This window comes from Mesorhizobium sp. M0571 (assembly GCF_040320985.1).
Lineage (GTDB): Bacteria > Pseudomonadota > Alphaproteobacteria > Rhizobiales > Rhizobiaceae > Mesorhizobium.
Genome location: NZ_JAMYQT010000001.1, coordinates 135415 through 160879, shown reverse-complemented (window position 1 = coordinate 160879; position 25465 = coordinate 135415). Strand labels below are relative to the sequence as shown.

Here is a 25465-nt window from a genome sequence, read left to right as displayed (position 1 = left end):
AGGGTTTTTCAAGCCGATCCATCGGATTGATGCGCGGCGATCGCGCCGAGAAATATCTCGCCGAAATCTTTGAGCTTCGCGGCGCCGACACCATTCACTTCGGCGAAGGCGTCCAGATCACTCGGGCAGCGTTCGGCCATATCGATCAGCGTACGATCGGAGAAGATCACGAAGGCTGGCACCTGGCGCTCGCGGGCGAGACGCAGCCGTACCGCCTTGAGTGCGGCCAGCAGCGCCGAATCCAGAGCTTCCGTGCCTGCTGCGGCGCCCTGTACGGGACGTATCTTGCCTCGCGATGACTGGCGCGCGTCCACACGATACCGGAACGAAGCCTCTCCGCGGGCCAGATCACGGCCCTTTTCGGCGATGGCGAGGCCGCCATGGCCGCCTGAGTCCAATGTCAGAAACCCTCCCGCGACGAGCTGGCGGACCAGCGACAGCAATAGATTCTTCTTGTGCGCCACACCGGTGCCGAAGCTGGTAAGCCTGTGGTGGTTCCTGGCCAGGACCTTCTCGGTTTCATGGCCGAGCAAAACATCGACGACATGGGCAGCACCAAAGCGCTCGCCGGTCTGTGCGATGGCCGCGAGGATGATCCGTGCCTCCGCCTCGCCATCCGCATGCGGCGCCAGGTCAAGGCAGTTGTCGCAATTGCCGCAAGGCGACGCACTTTCGCCGAAATAGCCAAGCAGGATCTGGCGGCGGCACTGCGCCGTCTCGCAATAGCCGATCAGCGTGTCGAGCCGGCCGTGCGCGCGCCTTTTGTGCTCCGCCGGTGCGTCCTCGTCTTCGATGAAAAGCCGCCGCATGCGGATATCGCCGAGACCGAAGAGCATATGTGCCTCGGCCGCCCGCCCGTCGCGGCCCGCTCGCCCGATTTCCTGGTAATAGGCTTCGAGGCTGCCCGGCAGGTCCGTATGGAAGACATAGGCGACATCCGGCTTGTCGATCCCCATGCCAAAGGCGATGGTCGCCACCATCACGACGCCGGACAAGGTCATGAAAGCGTTTTGATTCGCTTCACGCGCGTCCTTGCTCATGCCGGCATGATAGGCCAGGGCACGCACGCCGTTCCGCTCGAGGAACGCCGCCATCTCTTCGGTCTTTTTGCGCGACAGGCAGTAGACGATCCCGCTGCGGCCGGCATGGCGCTGCACGAAGCTCAGCAATTGGCGCTTGCTGTCCTGTTTGGGCTCGATGCCTAGCTTGATGTTTGGCCGGTCGAAGCCCAGCACCACGGTGTCGACGCGCCCGTCGAACAGTTGCGCGGCAATGTCGGTGCGCGTCGTCTCGTCCGCCGTCGCCGTCAGCGCAATGATCGGCACATCAGGGAAGATGCCGCGCAGCCGCGACAATTCTTCATATTCGCGCCGGAACGCCGGTCCCCATTGGGAGATGCAATGCGCCTCGTCGATGGCGATCAGCCGGATATCGAGCCTGGCGAGCGCGTCGAGCATTCGCGCCGTCATGAGCCGCTCCGGTGCAAGGTAGAGCAGGCGTGTCTGGCCAGCCGCGACGCGGCGCCATGCAGAGATATTGGCATCGCGGTCGAGTGAGGAATTGATCGTATCGGCCGCCACGCCGGCAAAGCGCAATGCGGCGACCTGGTCCTGCATCAACGCCACCAAGGGCGAAACGACAATGGTGAGCCCTCCCAGCACCAGCGCCGGCACCTGGTAGCAGAGCGATTTGCCGGCGCCGGTCGGCATGACGGCCAGCACATGGCGCCCGGCCAGGAGCGCCTCCATCACGACCGCCTGGCCGGGACGAAAATCATCGAAGCCGAACACATCCTTCAGGACGCGCCGCTTGGAAACCTCTGCCGGGATGCTCGCTGCTATCTGCACTGCAGCACTTTCGGGAACATGACCTGCCGAAATTCACCGGCGAATCGCCAGGTGATTGCCTGGACAGCAGATTCGAACATTCTAGACCCCTCTAGTCCTGTCCTCGGCACCGCCTGAAGGGAACTTCTCTCTCATTGGCCGATATGAGGCCGTCGTTCCAGCCCCTATTCGCCTTGGCTGTGAATATCGCGCCGTCTCGGGGCGGTTAATCCTATCTTCACCATCATTCGGCAGGTTCAGGTTCTGCGGTGATGTTTTGAGTACCGCGGCGCCACAAGCGCCCAGGCAACACGCCCGCGTCTCTCCGGAGGCGCGGGTTTTTCGTTCCGGGAGAAGCGCAAACCGGCAGCCTGATCTTCGGGCCCGCAGCTCAGTCGAGGAAATCGGCGCGGTGCGGCGTGAAGCTGTCGACCAGCCGTCCCGCCTCCAGCGCCTTGACACCATGGATCAGATTGGAAGGAACGATGAAGCTGCTTCCGGTTTCCAGGATCTCGGTCCTCCCGTCGATGGTGACCTCGAAGCGACCTTCGGCGACGTAGCTCGCCTGGACGTGCGGGTGCGAGTGCAATGCACCGACGCCGCCTTTGTCGAAGGCAAACTCGACCATCATCAGTTCGTCGGTGTGCAAGAGCACGCGCCTGCGATTGCCATCGGGCGTCGGCGTCCACGCACTCTCGCCGGCATGCGAGAAGATTTTGGTTCCGGTCATCGCCAAACTCTCATCTTTTGTTGCTCATCGCGCCAGCCAGCCGCCGTCCACCGGCATCACCGCGCCATGCATATAGTTCGACGCCGGCGCCAGCAGGAACACGGCTGCGTCGCCGATGTCTTCCGGCGCGCCCCAGCGCCCGGCCGGGATACGCGCCAGGATCGAGGCGCTGCGGTCGGGATCGGCGCGCAGCGCCTCGGTGTTGTTGGTCTCGATATAGCCCGGCGCAATGCCGTTGACGTTGATGCCTTTTGCCGCCCATTCGCAGGCGAGCAGCCGGGTGATGCCGAGCACGCCGTGTTTGGAGGCGGTGTAGGAGGCGACGCGGATGCCGCCCTGAAAACTCAGCACCGAAGCGATGTTGACGATCTTGCCACGCCGCCCCGGGTCGGCAAGCACGCGCCTGGCAAAACTCTGGCTGAGGAAGAACACCGTCTTCAGATTGACGCCCATGACGTCGTCCCAGTCGGCTTCGGTCAGTTCGACCGCATCGGCACGTCGGATGATGCCGGCATTGTTGACCAGGCCGTCGAGCGGCCCCGTATCGTCCCAGACGCGGTCAAGCATCGCCTGGACAGCTGCATCATCGCCAAGGTCGCAGCGGACCGCTTCGAAGCGTCCGCCGGCCGCCGCTATCTTCTCTGCCGTCTCGTCCATCGCCGACCGGCCGACGCCGACGACCATGCCGCCGGCGCGCACGATCGACACGGCGATGCCCTGGCCGATTCCGGTATTGGCGCCGGTGACGAGGATGCGCTTGCCGGCAAGGCTGAAGGCCGAGAGATCGCTCACTTGAGCTCTTCCATCGTTACCAGATCGACATCGGTATAGTCGACATTGTCGCCGGCCATCGCCCAGATGAACACATAGTTGGAAGTGCCGGCACCCGAATGAAGCGACCATCCCGGCGACAGCACCGCCTCCTCGTTGCGCATGACGAGATGGCGCGTTTCGTCTGGTTCACCCATGAAATGAAACACCCGCGCCGTCTCCGGCAGGTCGAAGTAGAGATAGGCCTCCATGCGCCGGTCATGCACATGGCAAGGCATGGTGTTCCAGACGGAACCGGGGGCAAGCTGGGTCATGCCGACGACCAATTGGCAGGCCTTTACGCTGTCGGCATGGATGAACTGGAAGATCGAGCGCTCGTTGCAGGTCGCCTGGCTGCCGAGATCGAGTCGCTTGGCATCGCCGATGCGGATCAGCTGACTGGGGTAGCTCTGATGCGCCGGCGCGCTGAGCAGGTAGAACTTAGCCGGCTCAGCCGGATTGCTCGCAGCGAACGATACCTCATCGGTGCCCATGCCGAGATAGAGCATGTCGCGCGGCTGCAGCTCGTAGGATTGACCGCCAGCTTTGACGATGCCGGCACCGCCGATATTGACGATGATCATTTCTCGGCGGTCGAGAAAATCCTTCGTCCCGGTCGGCTTGATCGCCTGCAGCAAAAGCGGTGCGTCGGCGGGCATGGCGCCGCCGACGATCATGCGGTCGTAATGGGTGTAGGTCAGGCTAATGCGGCCGGGCTGGAACAGGCCCGAGATGAGAAAATTGTGACGGAGCTCGTCCGTGCCCATCGCCGCGGCAGAAACAGGGTCGATGGCGAAGCGGGAGGTGAAATCCGTGTGATCGTCAGTTTGAATCATTGCTGCCTCATTGGTCATTCGGTTGCCGCGGCCTTGACCGAGTCGGCATAAAAAACCTGGCGCGCGTGCAGGCGCTCGCGATAGCGCTGCTGGCTGGCACCGAGATGCGCGCGCATCGCCTCCCGGGCCGCCTCGGCGTCGCCTGCCGAGATGGCATTGAGGATCATCAGGTGCTCGCGCTGCAGGCCGCGCTGGTAGGCGTCGGACTGGGCGAGCTCGGTCGACCAGGGCGAAGTCACGTCGCAAGGAATGGCGCGCCGGCCGAGCACGTCGAGCATCTCGACATAGAAAGGATTGTTTGTGGCGCTGGCGATTGCGCGGTGGAAGGCAAGGTCGGCCGGTCCCGTCGGCTCGCTGTTGAGGAGCAGCCGCTCGAACTCGAAGAAGGCTTCCTGGATTGCCGCTTCCTGTGCAGCGTTGCGGCGGATGGCAGCGAGCCCGGCGGATTCGATCTCGATCGCCAACCTGACTTCCAGAACGTTGAGGGCAATCGAATCCTTGCTGCCCATCTCCGCTGCCAGAGCACCGAACATCGTCGAGATATGCTCGGTAACGAAGACGCCGGCGCCTTGGCGCGGCTCGACCAGGCCGTCTGCGGCAAGTTTGGCCAGCGCCTCGCGTATCACGGTGCGGCTGACCCCGAAGGTTTCAGTCAACTGACCCTCGGTCGGCAGCTTTTGTCCCGGCTGGATCTCGCCCGCCTGCAGCTGCTTGCGGATCGCCGCAACGACGGTTTCCGAAAGCTTCGGTCTTCGTTCGACGCGGAGGCCGACTGCGGTGTCCCAGGCCATGTCGCACCCCCTATTTGAAGACGCTCGGCAGCCATAGCGAAATGGCCGGAATGTATGTGACGAGCGCCAGCACCACGAGGCCTGCGCCATAGAACGGCCAGATCGAGCGCATCGATTCCCAGACGGATATCTTGCCTACTGCGCACGCCACGAACTGCACTGCGCCCACCGGCGGCGTGTTCAGCCCGATGCCGAAATTGAGGATCATGATGACGCCGAAATGCACCGGATCGACGCCGTAGGCCTGCGCCACGGGTAGGAAGATCGGCGTGCAAATGATTATCGTCGGCCCCATGTCCATGAAGGTGCCGAGGAACAGCATCAAGAGGTTGAGCAGGAGAAGCACGACCAGCGGATCGTCCGAGATCGCGTTCATGGAGGCGATGAGCGCTGCCGGCACTTTCAGGAAGGCCATCAACCACGAGAACGCCGCCGCCATGCCGATGATGAGCAGCACCATGGCCGTGGTGCGCACGGCGCCATGGGTGGCATGAACGAACCCTTCCCAGGTCATCTGCCGGTAAACGAAGACAGTCACGAGCAACGCATAGATGACGGCGATACAGGAACTCTCGGTGGCCGTGAAGACGCCCGATCGTACGCCGCCGAAGATGATCGCGATCAGCAGCAGGCCGGGCACCGCGACAGCAAAGAGATGCGCGACGGCGGTGAAGCCCGGAAACGGCTCGGTCGGATAGCCGCGGGAGCGCGCCACGAAATAGGCGGTGACCATCAGTGACAGGGCCAGTAGCAGGCCTGGAATGATGCCGGCCGTGAACAAATCGGCGATGGAGATCTTTCCGCCTGCCGAGATCGAGTAGATTATCATGTTGTGCGACGGCGGCAGGAGCAGCGCGATCAGCGCCGCCATCGACGTGACATTGACGGCGTAGTCCGCTCCATATCCACGCGCCTTCATCTGCGGAATCATTAAGCCGCCTACCGCCGCTGCCTCCGCCACCGCGGAGCCCGAAATGCCGCCGAACAATGTAGCGGTGGCGATGTTGACCTGCCCGAGGCCGCCGCGCAAATGGCCGACGAGCGAGCCGGCGAAGGCAACGATCTTGCTGGCGATGCCGCCGCGCACCATCAAGTCGCCGGCGTAGATGAAAAACGGAATGGCCAGCAGCGAAAAAACGCTCATGCCGGAATTCAGTCGCTGGAATACGATGAGCGGCGGCAGGCCCATATAGAGGACGGTGGCAAAGCTTGCGACGCCGAGGCAGAAAGCGATCGGCGTGCCGATAAGCATCAGCAGGGTGAAGACGCCGAAGAGAATCCAGAGTTCCATGGCGTCAGACCTTCACGTTCGCGGTGTCGAGTTCGGCTGCGACTTCGGCCGGCGGCAGTTCATCGAGGGCATCGTCGATCGGCGCACCGGAGAGGCGAAGCACGATGCGCTCCAGCGTGAAGAGCACGATGAGCGCGCCTCCCGCGACAAGCGGGACGTAATCCCAGCCCCCCGATATGCCGAGTGACGGCAAGGTAGAGCCCCAGGTCAATGCGACCAGCTGGCTGCCATACCAGATCATGCCGATGCCGAAGGCGAGCGCGACGAGGTCCGAAATCATCCTCAGCCAGCGCTTGCCGCCTTTCGGCAGCACGTAGAGCAGGACGTCGAAGCCGAGGTGATAGTTCTCGCGCACGCCGACGGCAGCGCCGAGGAAAATGAACCAGCTCATCAGCATCACCGAGCCCGGCTCGGTCCAGCTCGGCGAGCGGTTCAGAACATAGCGGCCGAACACCTGCCAGGCGACGAAGGCGGTCATCAGCACCAGCCCGATGCCGGCGATCGACAGCGCCGCCGTGCTGACGCGCGACATCACGCGCGCGACGCCGGACAGGGGCGGTCTTGGTTTTGGGCTGGAAGTCACCGGTTTTCTCCCGAAGAGGATGGCGGCGCGGAATGCCCGCGCCGCCGCTTGATCACTGCACGGCCTTGATGGCTGCGACCATGGCCTTCAGCTTGTCGTCCTTGACGTGCTTCTCGTAGACCGGCCCCATCGCGTCGATGAAGGGCTGCTTGTCCGGCGTCGTGATCTGCGACCCGGCCGCCTCGACCTTGGCACGCGATTCCTTGACCTTGGCGGTCCACAGCTCGCGCTGCTTGGCGACGCTTTCCTTGGCGGCCGCCTTGAAGATCGCCTGGTCTTCCGGCGTCAGCTTGTCCCAGCTCGACTTCGCCATGACGAAGGCTTCCGGCACCATCGTGTGCTCGTCGAGCGAATAGTACTTGGCGACTTCCGCATGCTTGGCGGTGTCGTAGCTCGGAAAATTGTTCTCCGCGCCGTCGATGACCCCGGTCTCGATCGCCGAATACACTTCGCCATACGGCATCGGTGTCGCGTTGGCGCCGAGTGCCGCCACCATGTCGACGAAGATGTCGGACTGGATGACGCGGAACTTCATGCCGGCCATATCGGCTACAGAGTTGATCGGCTTCTTCGAATTGTAGAAGGAGCGCGAGCCGCCGTCGTAAAAGGCGAGCAACACCAGCCCGACCTGGTCGAACGCCGCGGCGATCTGGTCGCCGATCGCTCCGTCCATGACCTTGTGCATATGGTCTTCCGAACGGAAGATGTAGGGCAGCGAGGGTATGGTGGTTTCGGGGATGAGCCCGTTGAACGGCGCCATCGAGACGCGGTTGAGGTCGATCACGCCGGTGCGCACCTGCTCGATCGTGTCCTTTTCCTCGCCGAGTTGCGCGGAAGGATAGAGCTCGACCACATAGCGGCCGGCCGTGCGCTCTTTCACGAGCTCGCCGAAATATTTGACCGCCTCGACCGTCGGATAGCCGTCCGGGTGCGTGTCGGACGAGCGCAAAACCGTCTGGGCGCTTGCCGATCCGGTCATCAGTGCGGCGGCAAGTAGCGTAGCTCCCGCTAGTCTAGAAAAATGCAGCATTGGTTTCCTCCCGTTTGAACGATGGCGGCAAGCGCCGTTAGAGCCGGTACGCTTTTTTCGCGAGCGTATAGGCAAGTTCCTGCGCCAGCTCGTGCGCCTCGTCCTCGCCGAGCCGATGCTCGGCGACGAGACGCGCCAGAAAAGCGCAATCGACCCGGCGCGCCACATCATGGCGGGCCGGTATGGATGGAAAGGCGCGGGTGTCGTCGTTGAAACCGACGGTGTTGTAGAAACCGGCCGTTTCGGTGGTCATCTCACGGAACCGGCGCATGCCTTCGGGGCTGTCGTGGAACCACCAGGCCGGCCCGAGCTTCAATGCCGGGTAGACGCCGGCGAGCGGCGCCAGCTCGCGCGCATAGCTGGTCTCGTCGAGCGTGAAGAGGATGATGGTGAGGTCGCGCTCCAGCCCGACGCAGTCGAGCAGCGGCTTCAGCGCCGTCACATAGTCGGTTCGGGTCGGAATATCGAAGCCTTTGTCCCTGCCGAACTTCTGAAAGATAGCCGGCGAATGATTGCGCCAGGAGCCGGGATGGATCTGCAGGACCAGCCCGTCGTCGCGGCTCATCTTGGCCATCTCGGTCAGCATCTGGGCGCGAAACAGCTTTCGCTCGCGCTCGTCGTCCGAGCCCCGCCGAATGTGGTTGAACAGCTCCTCGGCGGCGGCATCCGAGAGATTGGCGGTGTCGGCCGTTGGATGGCCGTGATCGGACGAAGTCGCGCCAAAACTCTTAAAGAGGGCCCGCCGTTGGCGATGCGCATCGAGATAGCCGGTCCAATTGCCGGTGTCGCAGCCGGTGATATCGCCAAGGCGGTCGAGATTGGCCGAAAAGCCTTCGAAATCGGGATCGACGACCGCATCCGGCCGGTAGGCTGTGACGACGCGGCCCTGCCAGCCGCTGTCGCGGATGGTCCGGTGCCATTGGAGATCATCGAGCGCGCCCTCCGTCGTCGCGATGACCTCGATGTTGAAGCGCTCGAACAGAGCCCGGGGACGGTAGTCTTCACGCTGCAGCAGCGTCGCGATGGTGTCGTAGTGGCGGTCGGCTGTCTTGGCATTCAGCGGCTCGTCGATGCCGAACAGATGGGCGAGCACATGGTCGAACCACAGCCGGGTCGGCGTGCCGCGGAACAGATAATAATGCTCGGCGAAGCGCCGCCAGATCGCCCTGCCGTCGGTCTCGACCGGCAAGCCGTCAAGCGTCGGCACGCCAATCTCCTCAAGCCGAACGCCCTGGCTGAACAGCATGCGGAAAATGTAGTGGTCCGGCACGATCAGCAATTGCGCTGGGTCGGGAAACGCCTCGTTCAGCGCGTACCAGCGCGGATCGGTGTGGCCGTGCGGGCTGACGATCGGCAGGTCCTTGACCGCGGCATAGAGATCGCGAGCCAGCGAAAGCGGGCGCGCCTCGGCGGCAAATAGCAAATCCGGATCCGTCAATGCCGCCACGTAAATTCTCCCAATCCGGACATCGGTAGGGTCGGGAAGAAATAATGTCAACATACAAAAATTGGGTTGTTGTATGATGACTTTTCGACGCCCATTGCCCATTGTGCGGGACGGCAACGGGTGTTACCTCGCCTGCCAACAGTGACCAAACAATCTCGATAAGACACGCCGCGCAATGACCAATAGACGCCTTTCCAACAGCACGCTGAAGGCACTGCCGGCTTCGGTCGCGGTTCCCCGCTACGACCGCGGCGGCATCGCGCCGGGCATCGTCCATCTCGGCGTCGGCGCATTCCATCGCGCTCATCAGGCTGCCTATGTCGACGACTGCCTGGCGGCAGGAGAGGCGGACTGGGGTATTGTCGGCGTCTCCTTGCGCAGTCCAGACACGCGCGACGCGCTGGCGCCACAAGATGGGCTCTACACGCTTGCGATCAGGGGCAGCGGCAGTGAAGAGCTGCGCGTCGTCGGCTCGATCCTGTCGCTGCTGGTGGCGCCGGAAGATCCGGCTGCGGTACTCGCCGTTCTAACCGATCCGCGCACGCGCATCATCACGCTGACGATCACCGAAAAGGCCTATTTGAGAGCAGCCGGCGGCAGTCTGGACAGCACACATCCCGACATCGTCCACGATCTGGCTAACCCGCAAATGCCCCGGACGGCGCATGGTTTCCTGGCCGAAGCGCTCTCGCGCCGCCGTGCCGCCGGCATCCAGCCTTTCACCGTGCTCTGCTGCGACAACCTTCCGGCCAACGGCGCCACGCTGCACCGCCTGCTGGTCGAATTCGCCGCACTGCGCGATCCCGGCCTCGCCGGCCACATCGCCGACGGCGTCGCCTTTCCGTCGAGCATGGTTGACCGCATCGTGCCGGCAACCACCGACGTCGACCGGGCGCGTATCGCCGTCGAGCTCGGCGTCGAGGATGCCTGGCCGGTGATGACCGAGCCGTTCTGCCAATGGGTGGTCGAGGACGATTTCCCGGCGGGCAGGCCGGCATGGGAAAAGTTCGGCGTCACCATGGTAGGCGATGTCGGGCCGTTCGAAGACATGAAGCTGCGGCTGCTCAACGGCTCGCATTCGGCAATCGCCTATCTCGGCCTGCTCAGCGGCTACGAAACGGTCGACCGCGCCTTTGCCGATCCGGCGATCCGGCAATTCGTCGACGGACTGTGGGCCGAGGCCATCCCGACGCTGCCGCAGGACGCCGGGCTCGATACGGCCAGCTACACCGCCCAGCTCGCCGAACGCTACTCGAACACGGCGCTCGCCCATCGCACCGCGCAGATCGCCAATGACGGCAGCCAGAAGCTGCCGCAGCGCATCGTCGCCTCGGCCGTCGAGCGGCTGGGCGCCGGCGACCCGCCCGCGCATCTGATGCTGGTGGTGGCCGCCTGGATCGCCGCTTGCGAGGCGCGCGGCAAAACCCTGCCGGAAGCCCATTTCACCGACCCGCTCGATACTCGACTCACTGCGCTCGGCAGCCGGGTGGAAACTGTGGCGGCGGTGTTCGATCTGGCTGGCTTCGCCAAGGACCATTCACAGCGCATGACACTGATCGACCTGACGGCAGCCCATCTCGAACGCCTGCGGCGGGGCGGGCCTGCCGCTGCTTTCGCCGCACTTGGCATAGGGAGTGAGAAGCCATGAGACAGACCTGGCGCTGGTTCGGCCCCGACGATCCGGTGACGCTTGCCCATGTCCGTCAGGCCGGTGCCGTCGGCATCGTCAGCGCGCTGCACCACCTCAATGACGGGCGCGCCTGGCCGGCGGACGAGATCGCCAGGCGTAAGGCCGAGATCGAGGCAGCAAGCCTGACCTGGGACGTGGTCGAGAGCATCGTCGTCCATGAGGACATCAAGACCCGCAGCGGCGACTGGCGCGCCCTGATCGACAATTATAAGGCCTCGATCCGCGCCGTCGCCGTCGCCGGCATCAACACCGTCTGCTATAATTTCATGGCGATCACCGACTGGACGCGCACCGACCTCGATTATCCGATGCCGCATGGCGGCACGGCGCTGCGCTTCGATGTCGTCGAACTCTGCGCCTATGACGTCTTCATCCTCGAGCGAAAAGGGGCCGAGGCCGATCACCCGCCGGCCCGTATCGAGGCCGCGCGTGCTCGGCTGCAAGGCATGAGCGAAAGCGACAAGGCAAGGCTGGAGCGCAACCTGATCGGCTGGGTGCCGGCGCGCGAATTCATCTTCGATCGGGCAAGTTTCCGCCGCGCGCTCGACCTCTACAAGGACGTCTCCACCGAAGGACTGCGTGAAAACCTGTTTGCCTTCCTGCGCGAGATCGTGCCGGTGGCCGAAGAGGCCGGCGTCAGGATGGCGATCCATCCGGACGATCCGCCCTTTTCGCTGTTCGGCCTGCCGCGCATCGTTTCCAAGGCAGCCGATGCCCGCGCGCTGCTTGACGCCGTCGCTTCACCGGCTAACGGGCTGACGCTGTGCACCGGCTCCTATGGCGCGGGCGCCCAGAACGATCTGCCGGCCATGGCCAGGGCTTTCGCCGAAAACGTCCATTTCGCTCATCTGCGCAACGTCACCAAGGAGCCCGACGGCTCCTTCCACGAAGCCGAGCACCTCGACGGCGACACCGACATGGTGGCGGTCGTGTCGGCGCTGATTGGCGAAGAACGGCGACGCAAGGCGGCAGGCAGGGCGGACTGGCAGATCCCGATGCGTCCCGACCATGGCCATGCCATCGTCGACGACATCGGCAAGAAGGTGAACCCCGGCTATTCCTGCATCGGCCGGCTGAAGGGCCTCGCCGAACTGCGCGGCGTCATGCGCGCGGTGGAGGCGCTGACCGTGTAAGGCTATTTGCTCGCCTGGCCGTTCGGCGTCTGTCGAGACGAATAATCGGTACTTTTGGAATTCCAGAATAGCCGCACAGCCTTGCCGACCAGATTTTCATAGGGAACAAACCCGACACTGAACCGGCTGTCGGAGGCATTGTCGCGATTGTCACCAAGCACGAAGTAGTGGCCTTCGGGCACCTCAAACACGCGCGTATTGTCGCCGATCGAGTTGTCGGTGAGGTTGAGAACGGAATGGGTGACACCCCCCGGCAAGGTTTCGCTTTGGAGTTTGGCTCTCGAGAATTCGTCGGACGAAAAAGTACCGATATTGTCGAGTCCCACCGCGACATCGTTGATGTGAAGCACCCCGTCGATGATCTGGATCTTTTCGTCCGGAAGGCCGACGATCCGCTGGATGTAGTCCACGCTCGGATCGGGCGGGAACTTGAATACAGCCACATCTCCCCTTTTGGGTTCCGCGCCGAATAAACGTCCATCAACGGGAAGCAGGTTGAACGGCACGCTGTAGCGGCTGTAGCCGTATGCCATTTTGGAGACGAAGAGATAGTCGCCTTCCTGCAACGTCGGCACCATGCTGCTGGAGGGAATCGAAAAAGGCTGGAACAGGAACGCGCGTATTGCGAATGCAGCCGGATACGAGGTCAGAAAGACGAGCACCAGCACCGAAAGCCCATGCGCGTACCATCTGTCCGGCTTGAACCGGTGCGCGAAGGGAACAACGATCGCTGCCCACAGGGCCATCAAACCGATCCCTGAAAAATTGGCCCACCAAGCAGGATCGACGCCAGGCAATACCGGAAAGCCGATGTAAATAAGCGCGAAAACGACGGCGCTGATCACCACCACGCTGGCGACCGCCAGTTTGCCACTGCCGATCCACAGAAAGCCGCCGAACGGACCGCCAAAGGCTGACACCAGGGCCGTCGACCACAGGGATCGCGAGGCTGTTTCTCGTCGCGCTGTTTCTTCCGTCACGGCCACCCCTCAATGCCAATGCGCAGGCAGCCGGACTGTCCATCAAATAAAAAAGCGAGGCAAGCCTCGCTTTCTCAAAAGCCGAACTGATCTTCGCTTCAAGCCGGCAGGATGGCACCTTCCAGCGTCGTGAGCTGGTTAAGGAACTGCTCGGCCTTGCTGCGGGTCTGATCGTCCCTGGCGTCGGCGGCGTCTTCCCTCGCCTCCTGGATGCGGCGGGCAAGATCGGCGCGGTCGATATCGCCGACCGCTACAGCCGATTCTGCGAGCAGCGTACAGCCGGCCGGAACGATGTCGGCAAAGCCGCCGAACACCACATAGCGCTCTTCCTTGCCGGAAGCGGTCTTCAGCGTGACGACGCCGGGCTTGATCGTGGTCATGACCGGTGCGTGATGCGCCATCACGGTCATCTCGCCTTCGACACCCGGAATGACGACGGACTCGACCTGCTCGGAAACCAGCAGGCGCTCCGGCGAGACCAGTTCAAATTTGAAAGCTTCAGGCATGATCAATTTAGCGAATGGTGAATGGTGAATGGTGAATGGTGAGAAAGAATGCCCTTCACTCAGCCCCGATTTCCTGTCCGCTACTCCCTATTCACAATTCACTATTGACCATTCACCATCAAGCCGCTTCAGCCGCCAGGCGCTGTGCCTTCTCGACCGCTTCTTCGATGCCGCCGACCATGTAGAAGGCGGCCTCCGGCAGGTGGTCGTAGTCGCCGTTGCAGAGGCCCTTGAAGCCCTTGATGGTGTCGGCGAGGTCGACCAGCTTGCCCGGCGCGCCGGTGAACACTTCGGCGACGAAGAAGGGCTGCGACAGGAAGCGCTCGATCTTGCGGGCGCGGGCCACCGTCTGCTTGTCCTCTTCCGACAGCTCGTCCATGCCCAGGATGGCGATAATGTCCTGCAGCGATTTGTAGCGCTGGAGGATCGACTGCACCTGGCGCGCGACCTGGTAGTGCTCCTCGCCGACAACCATCGGGTCGAGCATGCGCGAGGTCGAATCGAGGGGATCGACCGCCGGATAGATGCCCTTTTCCGAGATCGCGCGGTTGAGCACGGTCGTCGCGTCGAGGTGGGCGAACGAAGTCGCCGGCGCCGGGTCGGTCAGATCGTCGGCAGGCACGTAGATCGCCTGCACCGAAGTAATCGAGCCCTTGGTCGTCGTCGTGATGCGCTCCTGCAGAGCGCCCATGTCGGTGGCCAGCGTCGGCTGATAGCCGACGGCCGACGGAATACGGCCGAGCAGAGCCGACACTTCAGAGCCCGCCTGCGTGAAGCGGAAGATGTTGTCGACGAAGAACAGCACGTCCTGGCCCTGGTCGCGGAAATATTCGGCAACCGTCAGGCCGGTCAGGCCGACGCGGGCGCGCGCGCCCGGCGGCTCGTTCATCTGCCCATAGACGAGTGCGGCCTTGGAGCCTTCGCCGCCGCCCTTCTTGTTGACGCCGGACTCGATGAACTCGTGATAGAGGTCGTTGCCTTCGCGGGTGCGCTCGCCGACGCCGGCGAACACCGAGAAGCCGCCATGTGCCTTGGCGACGTTGTTGATCAGTTCCTGAATCAGCACCGTCTTGCCGACGCCGGCGCCGCCGAACAGGCCGATCTTGCCACCGCGGGCATAGGGCGCAAGCAGGTCGAGAACCTTGATGCCGGTGACCAGGATCTGTGCTTCCGTCGACTGCTCGACATAGGTTGGAGCCGGCTGGTGGATCGAGCGCATCTCGATGCCGTCGACCGGACCTGCCTCATCGACCGGTTCGCCGATGACGTTGATGATGCGGCCGAGCATGCCGGGGCCGACCGGCACGGTGATCGGCGCGCCGGTGTCATAGACGTCCTGGCCGCGAACCAGACCTTCGGTCGAGTCCATGGCGATGCAGCGCACGGTGTTCTCACCGAGATGCTGGGCCACTTCGAGCACCAGGCGATTGCCGACATTGATCGTCTCAATCGCGTTCAGAATCGCCGGCAGATGTTCGCCGAACTGCACGTCGACAACAGCGCCGATGACCTGGCGAACCTTGCCCGCCAAGCCAGTCCTCTTGATGGTAACGGCCGGCGTATTCGCCGCGGCAGCCTTGGCGGGTGCCGCCACTTTCTTGGCCGGAGCGGCCTTTGCTGCTGCCGGAGCCTTCGCTGGTGCCGCGGTCTTCGGAGCCGCCTTCTGGGGGGTCGCTGCTTTCGCCATCGTCTTTACCCTTTTCGTCTCTTTGTTTCTCACACGCTCGCGGTCGATGACCGTCTTGGGAGCGTGCCTAGAGCGCCTCGGCGCCCGAAATGATTTCGATCAATTCCTTGGTGATCTGCGCCTGCCGCTGGCGGTTGTAGGTGATCGACAATTTGTTGATCATGTCGCCGGCGTTGCGCGTCGCATTGTCCATGGCGCTCATCTTGGCGCCCATCTCGCCGGCCGCATTTTCAAGCAGCGCGCGAAAAACCTGCACGGAAATGTTGCGCGGGATGAGGTCGGCGAGGATTTCGCCCGGCTCCGGCTCATATTCGTAGACGGCGCTACCGCCATCCGTCCCTTCAGCGGCAGCCGAAGGCACGCCCGCCGGAATGATCTGCTGCGTCGTCGGGATCTGGCTGATCACCGACTTGAACTGCGAATAGAACAACGTGCAGATATCGAAACCGCCCTCGTTGAACAGGTGGATGACCTTTCTGGCGATGGCATCGGCATTGACGAAGCCCAGCGTCTTGACCTCACGCAGATCGACACGATCGAGGATCAGCGCCCCGTAGTCGCGGCGCAGGATGTCAAATCCCTTCTTGCCGACGCAGATGATCTTGACCTGCTTGCCGTCGGCCAGAAGCTTGCGGATATGCTCCCGGGCAAGACGAGCGATCTGCGAATTGAAACCGCCGCACAGGCCACGTTCGGCCGTGCAGACGACAAGCAGATGCACGTCGTCCTTGCCGGTGCCGGTCATCAGCGTCGGGGCATCGCCGCCGCCGCCGATCGCCTGGGTGATATTGGCCAGCACCGCGCCCATCCGCTCGGAATAGGGACGCGCCGCTTCCGCTGCTTCCTGCGCGCGACGCAGCTTGGCCGCGGCGACCATCTGCATCGCCTTGGTGATCTTCTGCGTCGCCTTGACCGAGGCGATACGGTTACGAAGGTCTTTTAATGAAGGCATGCTTCAAACCTGATCCCGTCCGTCCGGCCCACTCAAGCAAAGGTCTTGGCGAAGGCGTCGATCTCTGCCTTCAGCCTGGCGCGCAGATCGTCTGACAGCGCCTTCTCCTTGCGGATGCCGTCGAGCACGTCCTTGCCGGCCGAGCGCATATGCGACAACAGGCCATGCTCGAACTTGCCGACCTGATTGACCGCCAGTTTGTCGAGGTAACCGTTGACGCCGGCGAAGATCACCGCGACCTGTTCCTCGACCTTCAGTGGCGAGAATTGCGGCTGCTTCAACAGCTCGGTCAGGCGCGCGCCGCGGTTGAGCAGGCGCTGCGTGGCGGCGTCGAGATCGGAGCCGAACTGCGCGAAAGCAGCCATTTCGCGATACTGCGCCAACTCGCCCTTGATCGAGCCGGCGACCTGCTTCATCGCTTTGATCTGCGCCGAAGAGCCGACACGCGACACCGAAAGACCGACATTGACCGCCGGGCGGACGCCCTGGAAGAACAGATTGGTTTCCAGGAAGATCTGGCCGTCGGTGATCGAGATGACGTTGGTGGGGATGTAGGCCGACACGTCGTTGGCCTGCGTTTCGATGATCGGCAGCGCCGTCAGCGACCCGCCGCCATTGTCGTCGTTGAGCTTGGCGGCGCGCTCGAGCAGGCGCGAGTGCAGGTAGAAGACGTCGCCAGGATAGGCCTCGCGGCCCGGGGGACGGCGCAGCAGCAGCGACATCTGGCGATAGGCGACGGCCTGCTTCGACAGATCGTCGTAGCTGATCAGCGCGTGCATGCCGTTGTCGCGGAAATATTCGCCCATGGTGCATGCGGTGAACGGCGCCAGGAACTGCATTGGCGCCGGATCGGACGCGGTGGCGGCGACGATGATCGAATAGTCGAGCGCGCCGCGCTCTTCCAGCACCTTGACGAACTGCGCGACGGTCGAGCGCTTCTGGCCGACGGCGACGTAGACGCAGTACAGCTTTTCCTTCTCTGGGCCGTTGTCGTGCACCGATTTCTGGTTGAGCATGGTGTCGAGGATGATCGCGGTCTTGCCGGTCTGGCGGTCGCCGATGACCAGCTCGCGCTGGCCGCGACCGACCGGGATGAGCGCATCGATGGCCTTGAGGCCGGTCGACATCGGCTCGTTCACCGATTTGCGTGGGATGATGCCGGGCGCCTTGACGTCGACGCGCTTGCGTTCAGTCGCCTGGATCGGGCCCTTGCCGTCGATCGGGTTGCCGAGCGCGTCGACGACGCGACCGAGCAGGCCCATGCCGACAGGCGCGTCAACGATGGCGCCGGTGCGTTTGACGGTATCGCCTTCCTTGATGTCGCGGTCGGCGCCGAAGATGACGACGCCGACATTGTCGGCTTCGAGGTTGAGCGCCATGCCGCGGATGCCGCCGGGGAACTCGACCATCTCGCCGGCCTGGACATTGTCGAGGCCGTAGACGCGGGCGATGCCGTCACCGACGGACAGCACCTGGCCGACTTCGGAGACCTCGGCCTCCTTGCCGAAATTCTTGATCTGGTCTTTCAGAATTGCGGAAATTTCCGCGGCGCGGATGTCCATCAGCCGACCTCTTTCAGTGCAAGCTTGAGCGAATTGAGTTTGGTTTTGAGCGACGTATCTATCTGGCGCGAGCCGATTTTGACCACCAGTCCGCCGAGCAGCGACGGGTCGACGGTGACCGTGATCGCCACATCCTTGCCGGCGACGCTTTTCAGCGCCGCTTTCAGCTCGGTTTCCTGGGCAGGCGTCAGCGCATGCGCCGAGGTAACCTCGGCGGCGGTCTCGCCGCGGTGTTCGGCGGCAATCTGGCGGAACGCCTTGATCATGCCGGGCATGGCGAACAGCCGGCGGTTCTGGGCAACGACGCGCAGGAAGTTGCCGGTGAGGCCGGTGATCCCTGCTCTGTCGGCGATCGCGGCGATCGCCTTGGCCTGGTCCTCGCTGGAGAAGACCGGGCTCCTGATCAGCCGCGAAAGGTCAGCGCTGCCTTCGAGCATCGCTTCGAAACTGTTGAGGTCGGCCTCGACGCTGGCGACCGAATTGGCCTGCAGCGCGAGTTCGAACAGCGAACCCGCATAGCGTTCTGCGACACCTGAGATTGGCGATGACGATTGGGCCACGGACCGTCTTTTCTCTTGTCTGACAGGCGCAGATTGTTGGCGCGAGCGAAAACTCTGGCTAAATCTTTGACCTTACTGCATTTTTCCAAGCACGGAGGCGCGGCTTCCGCTATCCCCGGTCGAAAGTCGATTGCCGTCTAGCACAGGCATTTTCAGACCGCAATGCGTCGTCCGGCATGGTTTTCAGGCACTATTGTCGCATCCGGTGGCCGAGTTCAGCAACCAACCCCGGATTGGTCCCTGATTCAGGGCAAAAAGCCGAAGGCGAAGGCAAGCGGTAACGCCGCCAGCACCAGCTCGATGACGATGGAGGCCCAGTTGAACGGCGTGTTGGCGCCGTCCGACATCATCGACAGCAGCCGGCCGAAGGCGGTGAACAGCCAGGAGAAGCCGAGCGCCATATAGAGCAGCGGCTGCGCCAGGAGGATGCAGCACAGGCTGACGCCGAGATAGAAGCCCGACATCCTGCCGCGACCTTCGGCGATCGCCGCCGCCTTCTCGGGCTTGACCTGCAGCCGCAGGATCCGGAAGGCCAACCCTGGCGCCAGGAACAGCAGCAGGCCGAACAGCAAGGTCACCACGGCGCTCGACCATGCCAGCCACTCGCCCTGGCTCATCGGCCACGGAAACGCAAATTCCATGTTGTCCCCTCGTAAATGCATATTCAAAATTTCGGGCATTCTAACGAAGCAAGAGACATACGCCAGATGGGCATCGGCAAATTACGGAAGCCTGTCCTCTGAGCCCCTTCACAAAAAGCTCTGCGGGTCGATGTCGACCTGGACACGCACCGAGCCCCGTATCTTCGGTCCTTCGGCCAGCATGGTGTGGACGAATCCTTGCATGTCGGCGCGCCGCTCGCCCTGGATCAGCAGGCGAAAGCGATGGCGGCCGCCGATCAGCGACAGCGGCGCCTCGGCCGGGCCGAGCACGAACAGGTCGGAAGACTGCGGCACGGCACGGCGCAGGCCGCGGGCGTGCGCCTCGGCTTCGGCGCGCGTCGCCGCGCTGACGATGACGCCGGCCAGCCGGCCGAAGGGCGGCAGCCCCGCCCGCTCGCGTTCGGCGATCTCGCGTTCGTAAAAGGCCTCGGCATCGCCGGAGACGATCGCCCGCATCACCGGATGGTCGGGCTGGAAGGTCTGCAGCAGGCCAAGGCTCTTCTTGCCGGTGCGGCCGGCGCGGCCGGTCACCTGGCTGAGCAGTTGGAAGGTGCGCTCGGCGGCACGCGGGTCGCCATTGGCAAGGCCGAGATCAGCATCGACCACACCGACCAGCGTCATGTTGGGGAAATTATGGCCCTTGGCGACGAGTTGCGTGCCGATGACGATGTCGGCCTCGCCATTGGCGATGGCTTCAAGCTCGAGCCGCAGCCGCCGCACGCCGCCCATCAGGTCCGACGACAAGACGATGGTGCGGGCATCGGGGAAATGCGCGACGACCTCCTCGGCGATGCGCTCGACACCCGGCCCGCAGGCGACCAGATGGTCGAGCGTGCCGCATTCCGGGCAGGCCTCGGGACGGCGCTCATTGTGCCCGCAATGGTGGCAGACGAGCTGGCCGCGAAAGCGATGCTCGACCAGCCAGGCCGAGCAAACCGGACAGCCAAAGCGGTGGCCGCAGACCCGGCAGAGCGTCAGCGGCGCATAGCCGCGCCGGTTGAGAAACAGCAGCGACTGTTCATGTTTCTCCAATGTCTGCCGCATTTGTCCAAGCAACACCGGCGACAGGAAACCGCCGCGTGCCGGCGGCGCGCGACGCATGTCGATCGTCTTGAGATCGGGAAGTGCTGCCTCAGCGAAGCGCGCCGAAAGCACCGCCCTGCTGTAGCGGCCCTGGCTGGCATTGACCCGGCTTTCGACTGACGGTGTCGCCGAGGCGAGCACGACCGGAAAGCCGCCGATATGGCCGCGCACCACGGCCATGTCGCGCGCGTTGTAGAAGACGCGATCCTCCTGCTTGTAGGCGGGGTCGTGCTCTTCGTCGACGACGATTAGTCCAAGCTCTCTGAACGGCAGGAACAGCGCCGAGCGCGCGCCGGCGACGACCCGCACGCCGCCTTCCGCCACTTGGCGCCAGACCCGTTCGCGCATCCTTGGCGGCAGGTCCGAGTGCCATTCCGCCGGCTTGGCGCCGAACCGCTCCTGAAAGCGTTCGAGGAAGGCGTGGGTCAGCGCAATTTCCGGCAGCAGGATCAACACCTGCGTACCACGATCGAGCGCGGCCGCGACCGCCTCGAAATAGACCTCCGTCTTGCCGGATCCGGTTACACCGTCGAGCAGGGTGACACCGAATATGCCGGCCGCGACATTGGCGCGCAGCATCTCGGCGGCATCGCTCTGGTCAGGCATCAGTGTCGGCATGGCGTAGCCGGGATCGGGTGCTGCGACCACCGGCCGCGGCGGGATCATCACCGTCTCGAATACGCCCTGCGCCCTCAGCCCGTCCACCACCGACGACGATACGCCTGCCGCATGCGCCAGGCCGGACCGCGTCCAGGCGAGCCCGCCTTCGGCTGTCTCCAGCACGCGCATCCTCGGCTCCGTCATTCGATCGGGCTTGGCGAAGGTGCGCTGCAGCCCTTCGATCCACGGTTCCGGATCGAACGCCTCCGGCGCCCTGAGCAGCATGCGCGCCACCATGCCGGGCGGCGACAGCGTGTACTGCGCCACCCAATCGACAAAACGCCGTATCGCGTGGTCGATCGGCGGGCAGTCGAAAACCTGCTCGATCGGCCGCAATTTCTTCGCGTCGACCTTTTCGACGGCGCCGTCCCAGACGATGCCAGCGACTTGGCGGGGCCCAAGCGGAACGCGCACGATCGAACCCGGCACGACGCGCATGCCAGCCGGCACGGCATAGGTGTAGGGGCGCTCGGCGGGCATCGGCACCAGCACCGGTGCGGCCGCGACAAAGGGCGAATCTTCGATCATGAGGCGTGACCTTGCCCCGACTTTGGTCTAGATCAAAGTCCGACCCCAAATGTGCATGACATGCACATGAAAAATCTTCAGGAGACCGCCATGAAATTTTTTGTCGACACCGCCGATGTCAAGGAAATCCGTGAGCTGAACGATTTGGGGCTGCTCGACGGCGTAACCACCAATCCGTCGCTGATCCTGAAATCCGGCGGCAAGATCGCCGACGTCACAAGAGAGATCTGCGAGATCGTCAAGGGCCCGGTCTCGGCCGAAGTCGTCGCCACCGAATACAAGGACATGATGGCGGAGGCCAAGATCCTGGCCAGGATCGCCGACAATGTCTGCATCAAGGTGCCGCTGACGCTCGACGGCCTGAGAGCCTGCAAGGACATTCGGTCGGACGGCCGCATGGTCAACGTCACGCTGTGCTTTTCGGCCACCCAGGCGTTGCTCGCCGCCAAGGCCGGCGCCTCCTTCATCTCGCCCTTCGTCGGCCGCATCGACGACAGCGGCTGGGACGGCATGGAGCTGATTGCCGATATCCGCACCATCTACGACAATTATGATTTCCAGACCGAGATCCTGACCGCTTCGGTGCGCACGGTGAACCATGTCAAGCAGGCGGCATTGATCGGCGCCGACGTCATCACCGCGCCGCCGGCGACGCTCAAGGCGCTGGTCAAACACCCGCTGACCGACAAGGGCCTGGAGCAGTTCCTCGCCGACTGGGCAAAGACCGGCCAGACGATCGGCTGAAGCGAATATCCTACGTCGAAAAAAAGGCCGAGCAATCGGCCTTTTTTGCAGATAGCGCACTCCGCCACAGACAGGGCGCTTCAATCCCAGGCTGGAAAGACCTAGCTTGCCGCCGGCTTGCCGTGCTTTATCAGATCCTGGGCGATCGACAGCCGCAGGATATCCGCCAGCTCGCGCGCCGCGCGGTTCTCGGCGTCGATCTGGGCCCGGTACGACGCGAATTCCTGGCGGGGCCTGTCGTATGAGGACGGGATCGAGCGCTTTCCCCTGGCTATGACCGTGCCCGTCTTTGCATCGCTCAGCACATAATTCGCGGTCAGCGTCACGGTGCCGGCGGTCGGCTCGTCCTCGTCGGTCGTGACCTGCTCAATGGCCGCCGATTCGACGAGTTCGGAGACACCGAGATCGAGCGAATAGACCGGCGAAGCCGGCTCGCCGGCGCCCTGGCCGAGCGCGAAGATCAGATTGTTGCGGACCTGCTGGGCATAGCGGGTCTTGACCGGCTTGACCGAGATCGATGCCAGTTCGGCGGCAGCGCCGACTTGCGAACCGGCAACCAGCGGCGCGCTCGAATAGAGCGGACGCACCGTACAGGCGGAAACCAGCGCCACCGAGGCGAGCAGCCCGCAAAGCACGACACGGCGCAGCGTCAGCTCCGCCTTTTTCGGATCAGGCAACGACATTGACGATCCTCTGCGGCACGATGATCACCTTGCGCGGCGCCTTACCTTCGAGCGCTTTCTGCACGAAGTCGAGGGCCAGAACCGCTTTTTCGACCGCACCTTGGTCCGCGTCGCGGGCAATTGTCAAATCGCCGCGCTTCTTGCCGTTGACCTGGACCGGCAGCACGATCTCGGCGTCGACGACAAGCGCCGGATCGTAGACCGGCCAGGGCCGTTCGGCGACAAGATCAGTGCCTCCGAGCGTCTGCCAGCACTCTTCGGCCAGATGCGGCATGACCGGCGCGATCAGGTGCACCAAGATCTCGACGGCCTCACGGCAGGCAGCCTTGAGCGCCGGATCAGCTTTGCCTTCTGCCGCCTCGTTGAGCGGCACGGTCAACGCATTGGCAAGTTCGTAGATGCGGGCGATGGCACGGTTGAAGGCGAGCTTTTCGATATCCTCGCCGACTGATTTCAGGATCTTGTGCGCGGCCTTGGACATTGTCCCTGCCTCGCCGTCCTTCGCCGCTGCCGGCTGGATCCCGGCGAGCGATTCGGCAGCCGTCGACACCAGCCGCCAGATACGCTGGATAAAGCGGTGCGCGCCGGCGGCACCCTCGTCGGTCCATTCGACATCGCGCTCGGGCGGCGAGTCCGACAGCATGAACCAGCGCGCCGTGTCGGCGCCGTAGCCGTCGGTGATCTCTTCCGGGCTCACCGTATTCTTCTTCGACTTCGACATTTTTTCGAGCGGGCCGATCGTCACCCCCTCGCCGGTGGCGATTTCGAAGGCGCGGCGTTTGCCGTCGGCGTCCTCCAGCCTGACCTCGCTCGGCGCAAGCCAACGGCCGTTCGAGGCGCCGCCGACCCGGTAGGTCTCATGCACCACCATACCTTGAGTGAACAGGCCCTTGAACGGCTCGGCCAGATCGACATGGCCGGTCTCGCGCATGGCGCGGGTGAAGAAGCGCGAATAGAGCAGGTGCAGGATCGCGTGCTCAATGCCGCCAATATACTGGTCGACCGGCAGCCATTCAGTCGCGGCCTTGGGGTCGGTCGGATCGTTGGCCCAGGGTGCGGTGAAGCGCGCGAAATACCACGACGAATCGACGAAAGTATCCATCGTGTCGGTCTCGCGCCGTGCGTCCTTGCCGCAGCGCGGGCATTTGACGTGCCGCCATGTCGGATGACGGTCGAGCGGATTGCCCGGCCGGTCGAACTCGATGTCATCAGGCAGCCTGACCGGCAGGTCGGCCTTCGGCACCGGCACCACGCCGCAATCCTCGCAATGGATCATCGGGATCGGGCAGCCCCAATAGCGCTGGCGCGAAATGCCCCAGTCGCGCAGGCGGAAGTTCACCTTGCGCTCGGCCATCGGCCGGTTGCCGATGGTCTTTTGTTCCAGCAGCTTCGCCACCTCGTCGAATGCCTGATCCGGCTTCATGCCGTCGAGGAAGCGCGAATTGATCATTGCGCCGCCATCGACATAAGCCTCATCGATGACCTGGAAACTTCCTTGATTCTCGCCTTCCGGCATCACCACCGGAATGACCGGCAGGCCGTATCTGTTGGCGAAGTCGAGGTCGCGCTGGTCGTGTGCCGGGCAGCCGAAGATCGCGCCGGTGCCGTAGTCCATCAGCACGAAATTGGCGACGTAGACGGGCAGCGTCCACTTCTCGTCGAACGGATGGACGACGCGAATGCCGGTATCGAAGCCCTTCTTCTCGGCCGTCTCCAGGGCCGCCACCGAGGTGCCCATATGGCGGACCTCGTCGATGAACTTTGCCAGCGCCGGATTGTCTTCGGCGGCCTTTTTGGCCAGCGGATGGTCGGCGGCAATCGCCATGAAGGAGGCGCCGAAGATGGTGTCGGGCCTTGTCGTATAGACTTCGAGCTCATGCTCGCCGGCTGCTGGCTTGGCCAGCGGCCAGCGGATCAGCAGACCTTCCGAACGGCCGATCCAGTTCGCCTGCATCAGCTTCACTTTTTCCGGCCACTCGTCGAGCTGATCGAGCGAATCCAGCAGGTCCTGCGCATAGTCGGTGATCTTGAAGAACCACTGCGTCAGCTCTCGCTGTTCCACCAGCGCGCCCGAGCGCCAACCGCGGCCGTCGATGACCTGCTCGTTGGCAAGCACCGTCATGTCCTCCGGATCCCAGTTGACCTTGGAGGATTTGCGCGTCACCAGCCCCTTCTCGACGAAATCGAGGAACAGCATCTGCTGGCGGTGGTAGTAGTCGACGTCGCAGGTAGCGAACTCGCGTGCCCAATCGAGCGACAGGCCCATGACCTTGAGCTGCTCGCGCATGGCGGCGATGTTCTGATAGGTCCAGTCCTTGGGATGGACCTTGTTCTGCATCGCCGCGTTCTCGGCCGGCATGCCGAAGGCGTCCCAGCCCATCGGGTGGAGCACGTTGAAACCCTTGGCCCGCTTGTAGCGCGCCACCACGTCGCCCATCGTGTAGTTGCGGGTATGGCCGATATGGATGCGCCCCGACGGATAAGGGAACATCTCCAGCACGTAGTATTTCAGGCGCGGGTCGCCGTTGTCGGCCTCGAACAGCTTCTTGGCGTCCCAGGCCTTCTGCCATTTGGGCTCTGACGCGCGCGGATTATATCGTTCGGTTGCCATCGGATGTTTTTCACTTAAAAGCATGCGCGAACTGCCGGACAATGCCCCGGGCGGCTCAGGAAATGTCGTCGCGGTGTTCA

General features: G+C 63.5%; 22 protein-coding genes. 3 read left to right on the top strand and 19 right to left on the bottom strand.

The genetic code is table 11. From position 1 onward, the window contains the following. Window positions 1-8: 8 nt before the first annotated feature. The 9 genes from recQ to uxaC form a co-directional block, all read right to left on the bottom strand. Window positions 9-1847: a DNA helicase RecQ gene (gene recQ, locus NKI85_RS00780; protein WP_352775227.1), complete on the bottom strand. Its 1839-nt coding sequence runs from the start codon at window positions 1845-1847 to the stop codon at window positions 9-11. A 370-nt stretch (window positions 1848-2217) separates the two neighbouring features. After that, window positions 2218-2556: a cupin domain-containing protein gene (locus NKI85_RS00775; RefSeq protein WP_352775224.1), complete on the bottom strand. Its 339-nt coding sequence runs from the start codon at window positions 2554-2556 to the stop codon at window positions 2218-2220. A gap of 24 nt (window positions 2557-2580) precedes the next feature. Then, the gene (gene kduD / locus NKI85_RS00770) at window positions 2581-3348 is read right to left on the bottom strand and encodes a 2-dehydro-3-deoxy-D-gluconate 5-dehydrogenase KduD (RefSeq protein WP_352775223.1); all 768 of its coding nucleotides are present in this window, start codon (window positions 3346-3348) and stop codon (window positions 2581-2583) included. After that, a complete protein-coding gene (gene kduI / locus NKI85_RS00765) occupies window positions 3345-4202 on the bottom strand; it encodes a 5-dehydro-4-deoxy-D-glucuronate isomerase (RefSeq protein ID WP_352775220.1) in 858 nt (285 codons plus the stop codon). Before kduI ends, kduD begins: the two co-directional genes overlap by 4 nt. A gap of 14 nt (window positions 4203-4216) precedes the next feature. Then, window positions 4217-4993 (bottom strand): FadR/GntR family transcriptional regulator, encoded by a 777-nt coding sequence (locus NKI85_RS00760; protein WP_352522941.1) that lies wholly within the window; start codon window positions 4991-4993, stop codon window positions 4217-4219. A 10-nt stretch (window positions 4994-5003) separates the two neighbouring features. Beyond that, window positions 5004-6284: a TRAP transporter large permease gene (locus tag NKI85_RS00755; RefSeq protein ID WP_352522942.1), complete on the bottom strand. Its 1281-nt coding sequence runs from the start codon at window positions 6282-6284 to the stop codon at window positions 5004-5006. Window positions 6285-6288: 4 nt separating this feature from the next. Next, window positions 6289-6816, bottom strand: coding sequence for a TRAP transporter small permease (locus NKI85_RS00750; protein ID WP_352479635.1), 528 nt, complete (start codon window positions 6814-6816; stop codon window positions 6289-6291). 103 nt (window positions 6817-6919) lie between these two features. Continuing rightward, window positions 6920-7897, bottom strand: a complete 978-nt coding sequence (locus NKI85_RS00745; protein WP_352775217.1) for a TRAP transporter substrate-binding protein — start codon at window positions 7895-7897, stop codon at window positions 6920-6922. 37 nt (window positions 7898-7934) lie between these two features. Beyond that, a complete protein-coding gene (gene uxaC / locus NKI85_RS00740; RefSeq protein WP_352775214.1) occupies window positions 7935-9344 on the bottom strand; it encodes a glucuronate isomerase in 1410 nt (469 codons plus the stop codon). A gap of 175 nt (window positions 9345-9519) precedes the next feature. Here uxaC and NKI85_RS00735 point away from each other — a divergent pair, with 175 nt between their 5' ends. Together NKI85_RS00735 and uxuA are read left to right on the top strand one after the other, a co-directional pair. Beyond that, on the top strand, window positions 9520-10992 hold the full coding sequence (locus tag NKI85_RS00735) for a mannitol dehydrogenase family protein (protein WP_352775211.1): 1473 nt from the start codon (window positions 9520-9522) through the stop codon (window positions 10990-10992). Beyond that, window positions 10989-12167: a mannonate dehydratase gene (gene uxuA, locus NKI85_RS00730; RefSeq protein ID WP_352775209.1), complete on the top strand. Its 1179-nt coding sequence runs from the start codon at window positions 10989-10991 to the stop codon at window positions 12165-12167. Before NKI85_RS00735 ends, uxuA begins: the two co-directional genes overlap by 4 nt. Window positions 12168-12169: 2 nt before the next feature. Here uxuA and lepB read toward each other — a convergent pair whose 3' ends face one another. The 8 genes from lepB to NKI85_RS00690 all read right to left on the bottom strand — a co-directional run bounded on the left by lepB (window position 12170) and on the right by NKI85_RS00690 (window position 21347). Then, complete coding sequence (gene lepB / locus NKI85_RS00725) at window positions 12170-13147, bottom strand: signal peptidase I (RefSeq protein WP_502900635.1); 978 nt, start codon at window positions 13145-13147, stop codon at window positions 12170-12172. 98 nt (window positions 13148-13245) lie between these two features. Beyond that, on the bottom strand, window positions 13246-13653 hold the full coding sequence (locus tag NKI85_RS00720; protein ID WP_352522947.1) for a F0F1 ATP synthase subunit epsilon: 408 nt from the start codon (window positions 13651-13653) through the stop codon (window positions 13246-13248). 118 nt (window positions 13654-13771) lie between these two features. Continuing rightward, window positions 13772-15340, bottom strand: coding sequence for a F0F1 ATP synthase subunit beta (atpD, locus tag NKI85_RS00715; RefSeq protein ID WP_352522948.1), 1569 nt, complete (start codon window positions 15338-15340; stop codon window positions 13772-13774). Between the two features lie 67 nt (window positions 15341-15407). After that, window positions 15408-16292: a F0F1 ATP synthase subunit gamma gene (locus tag NKI85_RS00710; RefSeq protein ID WP_352775205.1), complete on the bottom strand. Its 885-nt coding sequence runs from the start codon at window positions 16290-16292 to the stop codon at window positions 15408-15410. Between the two features lie 32 nt (window positions 16293-16324). Continuing rightward, window positions 16325-17854, bottom strand: a complete 1530-nt coding sequence (gene atpA / locus NKI85_RS00705) for a F0F1 ATP synthase subunit alpha (protein ID WP_352522950.1) — start codon at window positions 17852-17854, stop codon at window positions 16325-16327. Beyond that, a complete protein-coding gene (locus tag NKI85_RS00700) occupies window positions 17854-18414 on the bottom strand; it encodes a F0F1 ATP synthase subunit delta (RefSeq protein WP_352775203.1) in 561 nt (186 codons plus the stop codon). Before NKI85_RS00700 ends, atpA begins: the two co-directional genes overlap by 1 nt. A gap of 245 nt (window positions 18415-18659) precedes the next feature. Further along, window positions 18660-19055: an AGROH133_08824 family phage infection protein gene (locus tag NKI85_RS00695; RefSeq protein WP_352775200.1), complete on the bottom strand. Its 396-nt coding sequence runs from the start codon at window positions 19053-19055 to the stop codon at window positions 18660-18662. A gap of 108 nt (window positions 19056-19163) precedes the next feature. Further along, window positions 19164-21347: a primosomal protein N' gene (locus NKI85_RS00690; protein WP_352775197.1), complete on the bottom strand. Its 2184-nt coding sequence runs from the start codon at window positions 21345-21347 to the stop codon at window positions 19164-19166. Between the two features lie 90 nt (window positions 21348-21437). Here NKI85_RS00690 and fsa point away from each other — a divergent pair, with 90 nt between their 5' ends. Then, window positions 21438-22091 carry a fructose-6-phosphate aldolase gene (fsa, locus tag NKI85_RS00685; protein ID WP_023800090.1) on the top strand — a complete coding sequence of 218 codons (654 nt, stop codon included), beginning with the start codon at window positions 21438-21440 and terminating at the stop codon, window positions 22089-22091. 101 nt (window positions 22092-22192) lie between these two features. Here the strand turns inward: fsa and NKI85_RS00680 are convergent, their stop codons facing one another. Together NKI85_RS00680 and leuS are read right to left on the bottom strand one after the other, a co-directional pair. Further along, window positions 22193-22774, bottom strand: coding sequence for an LPS assembly lipoprotein LptE (locus NKI85_RS00680; protein WP_352522955.1), 582 nt, complete (start codon window positions 22772-22774; stop codon window positions 22193-22195). Continuing rightward, complete coding sequence (gene leuS, locus NKI85_RS00675) at window positions 22761-25385, bottom strand: leucine--tRNA ligase (RefSeq protein WP_352522956.1); 2625 nt, start codon at window positions 25383-25385, stop codon at window positions 22761-22763. The genes NKI85_RS00680 and leuS overlap by 14 nt, the downstream gene beginning before the upstream one ends. Between the last annotated feature and the right edge of the window lie 80 nt (window positions 25386-25465).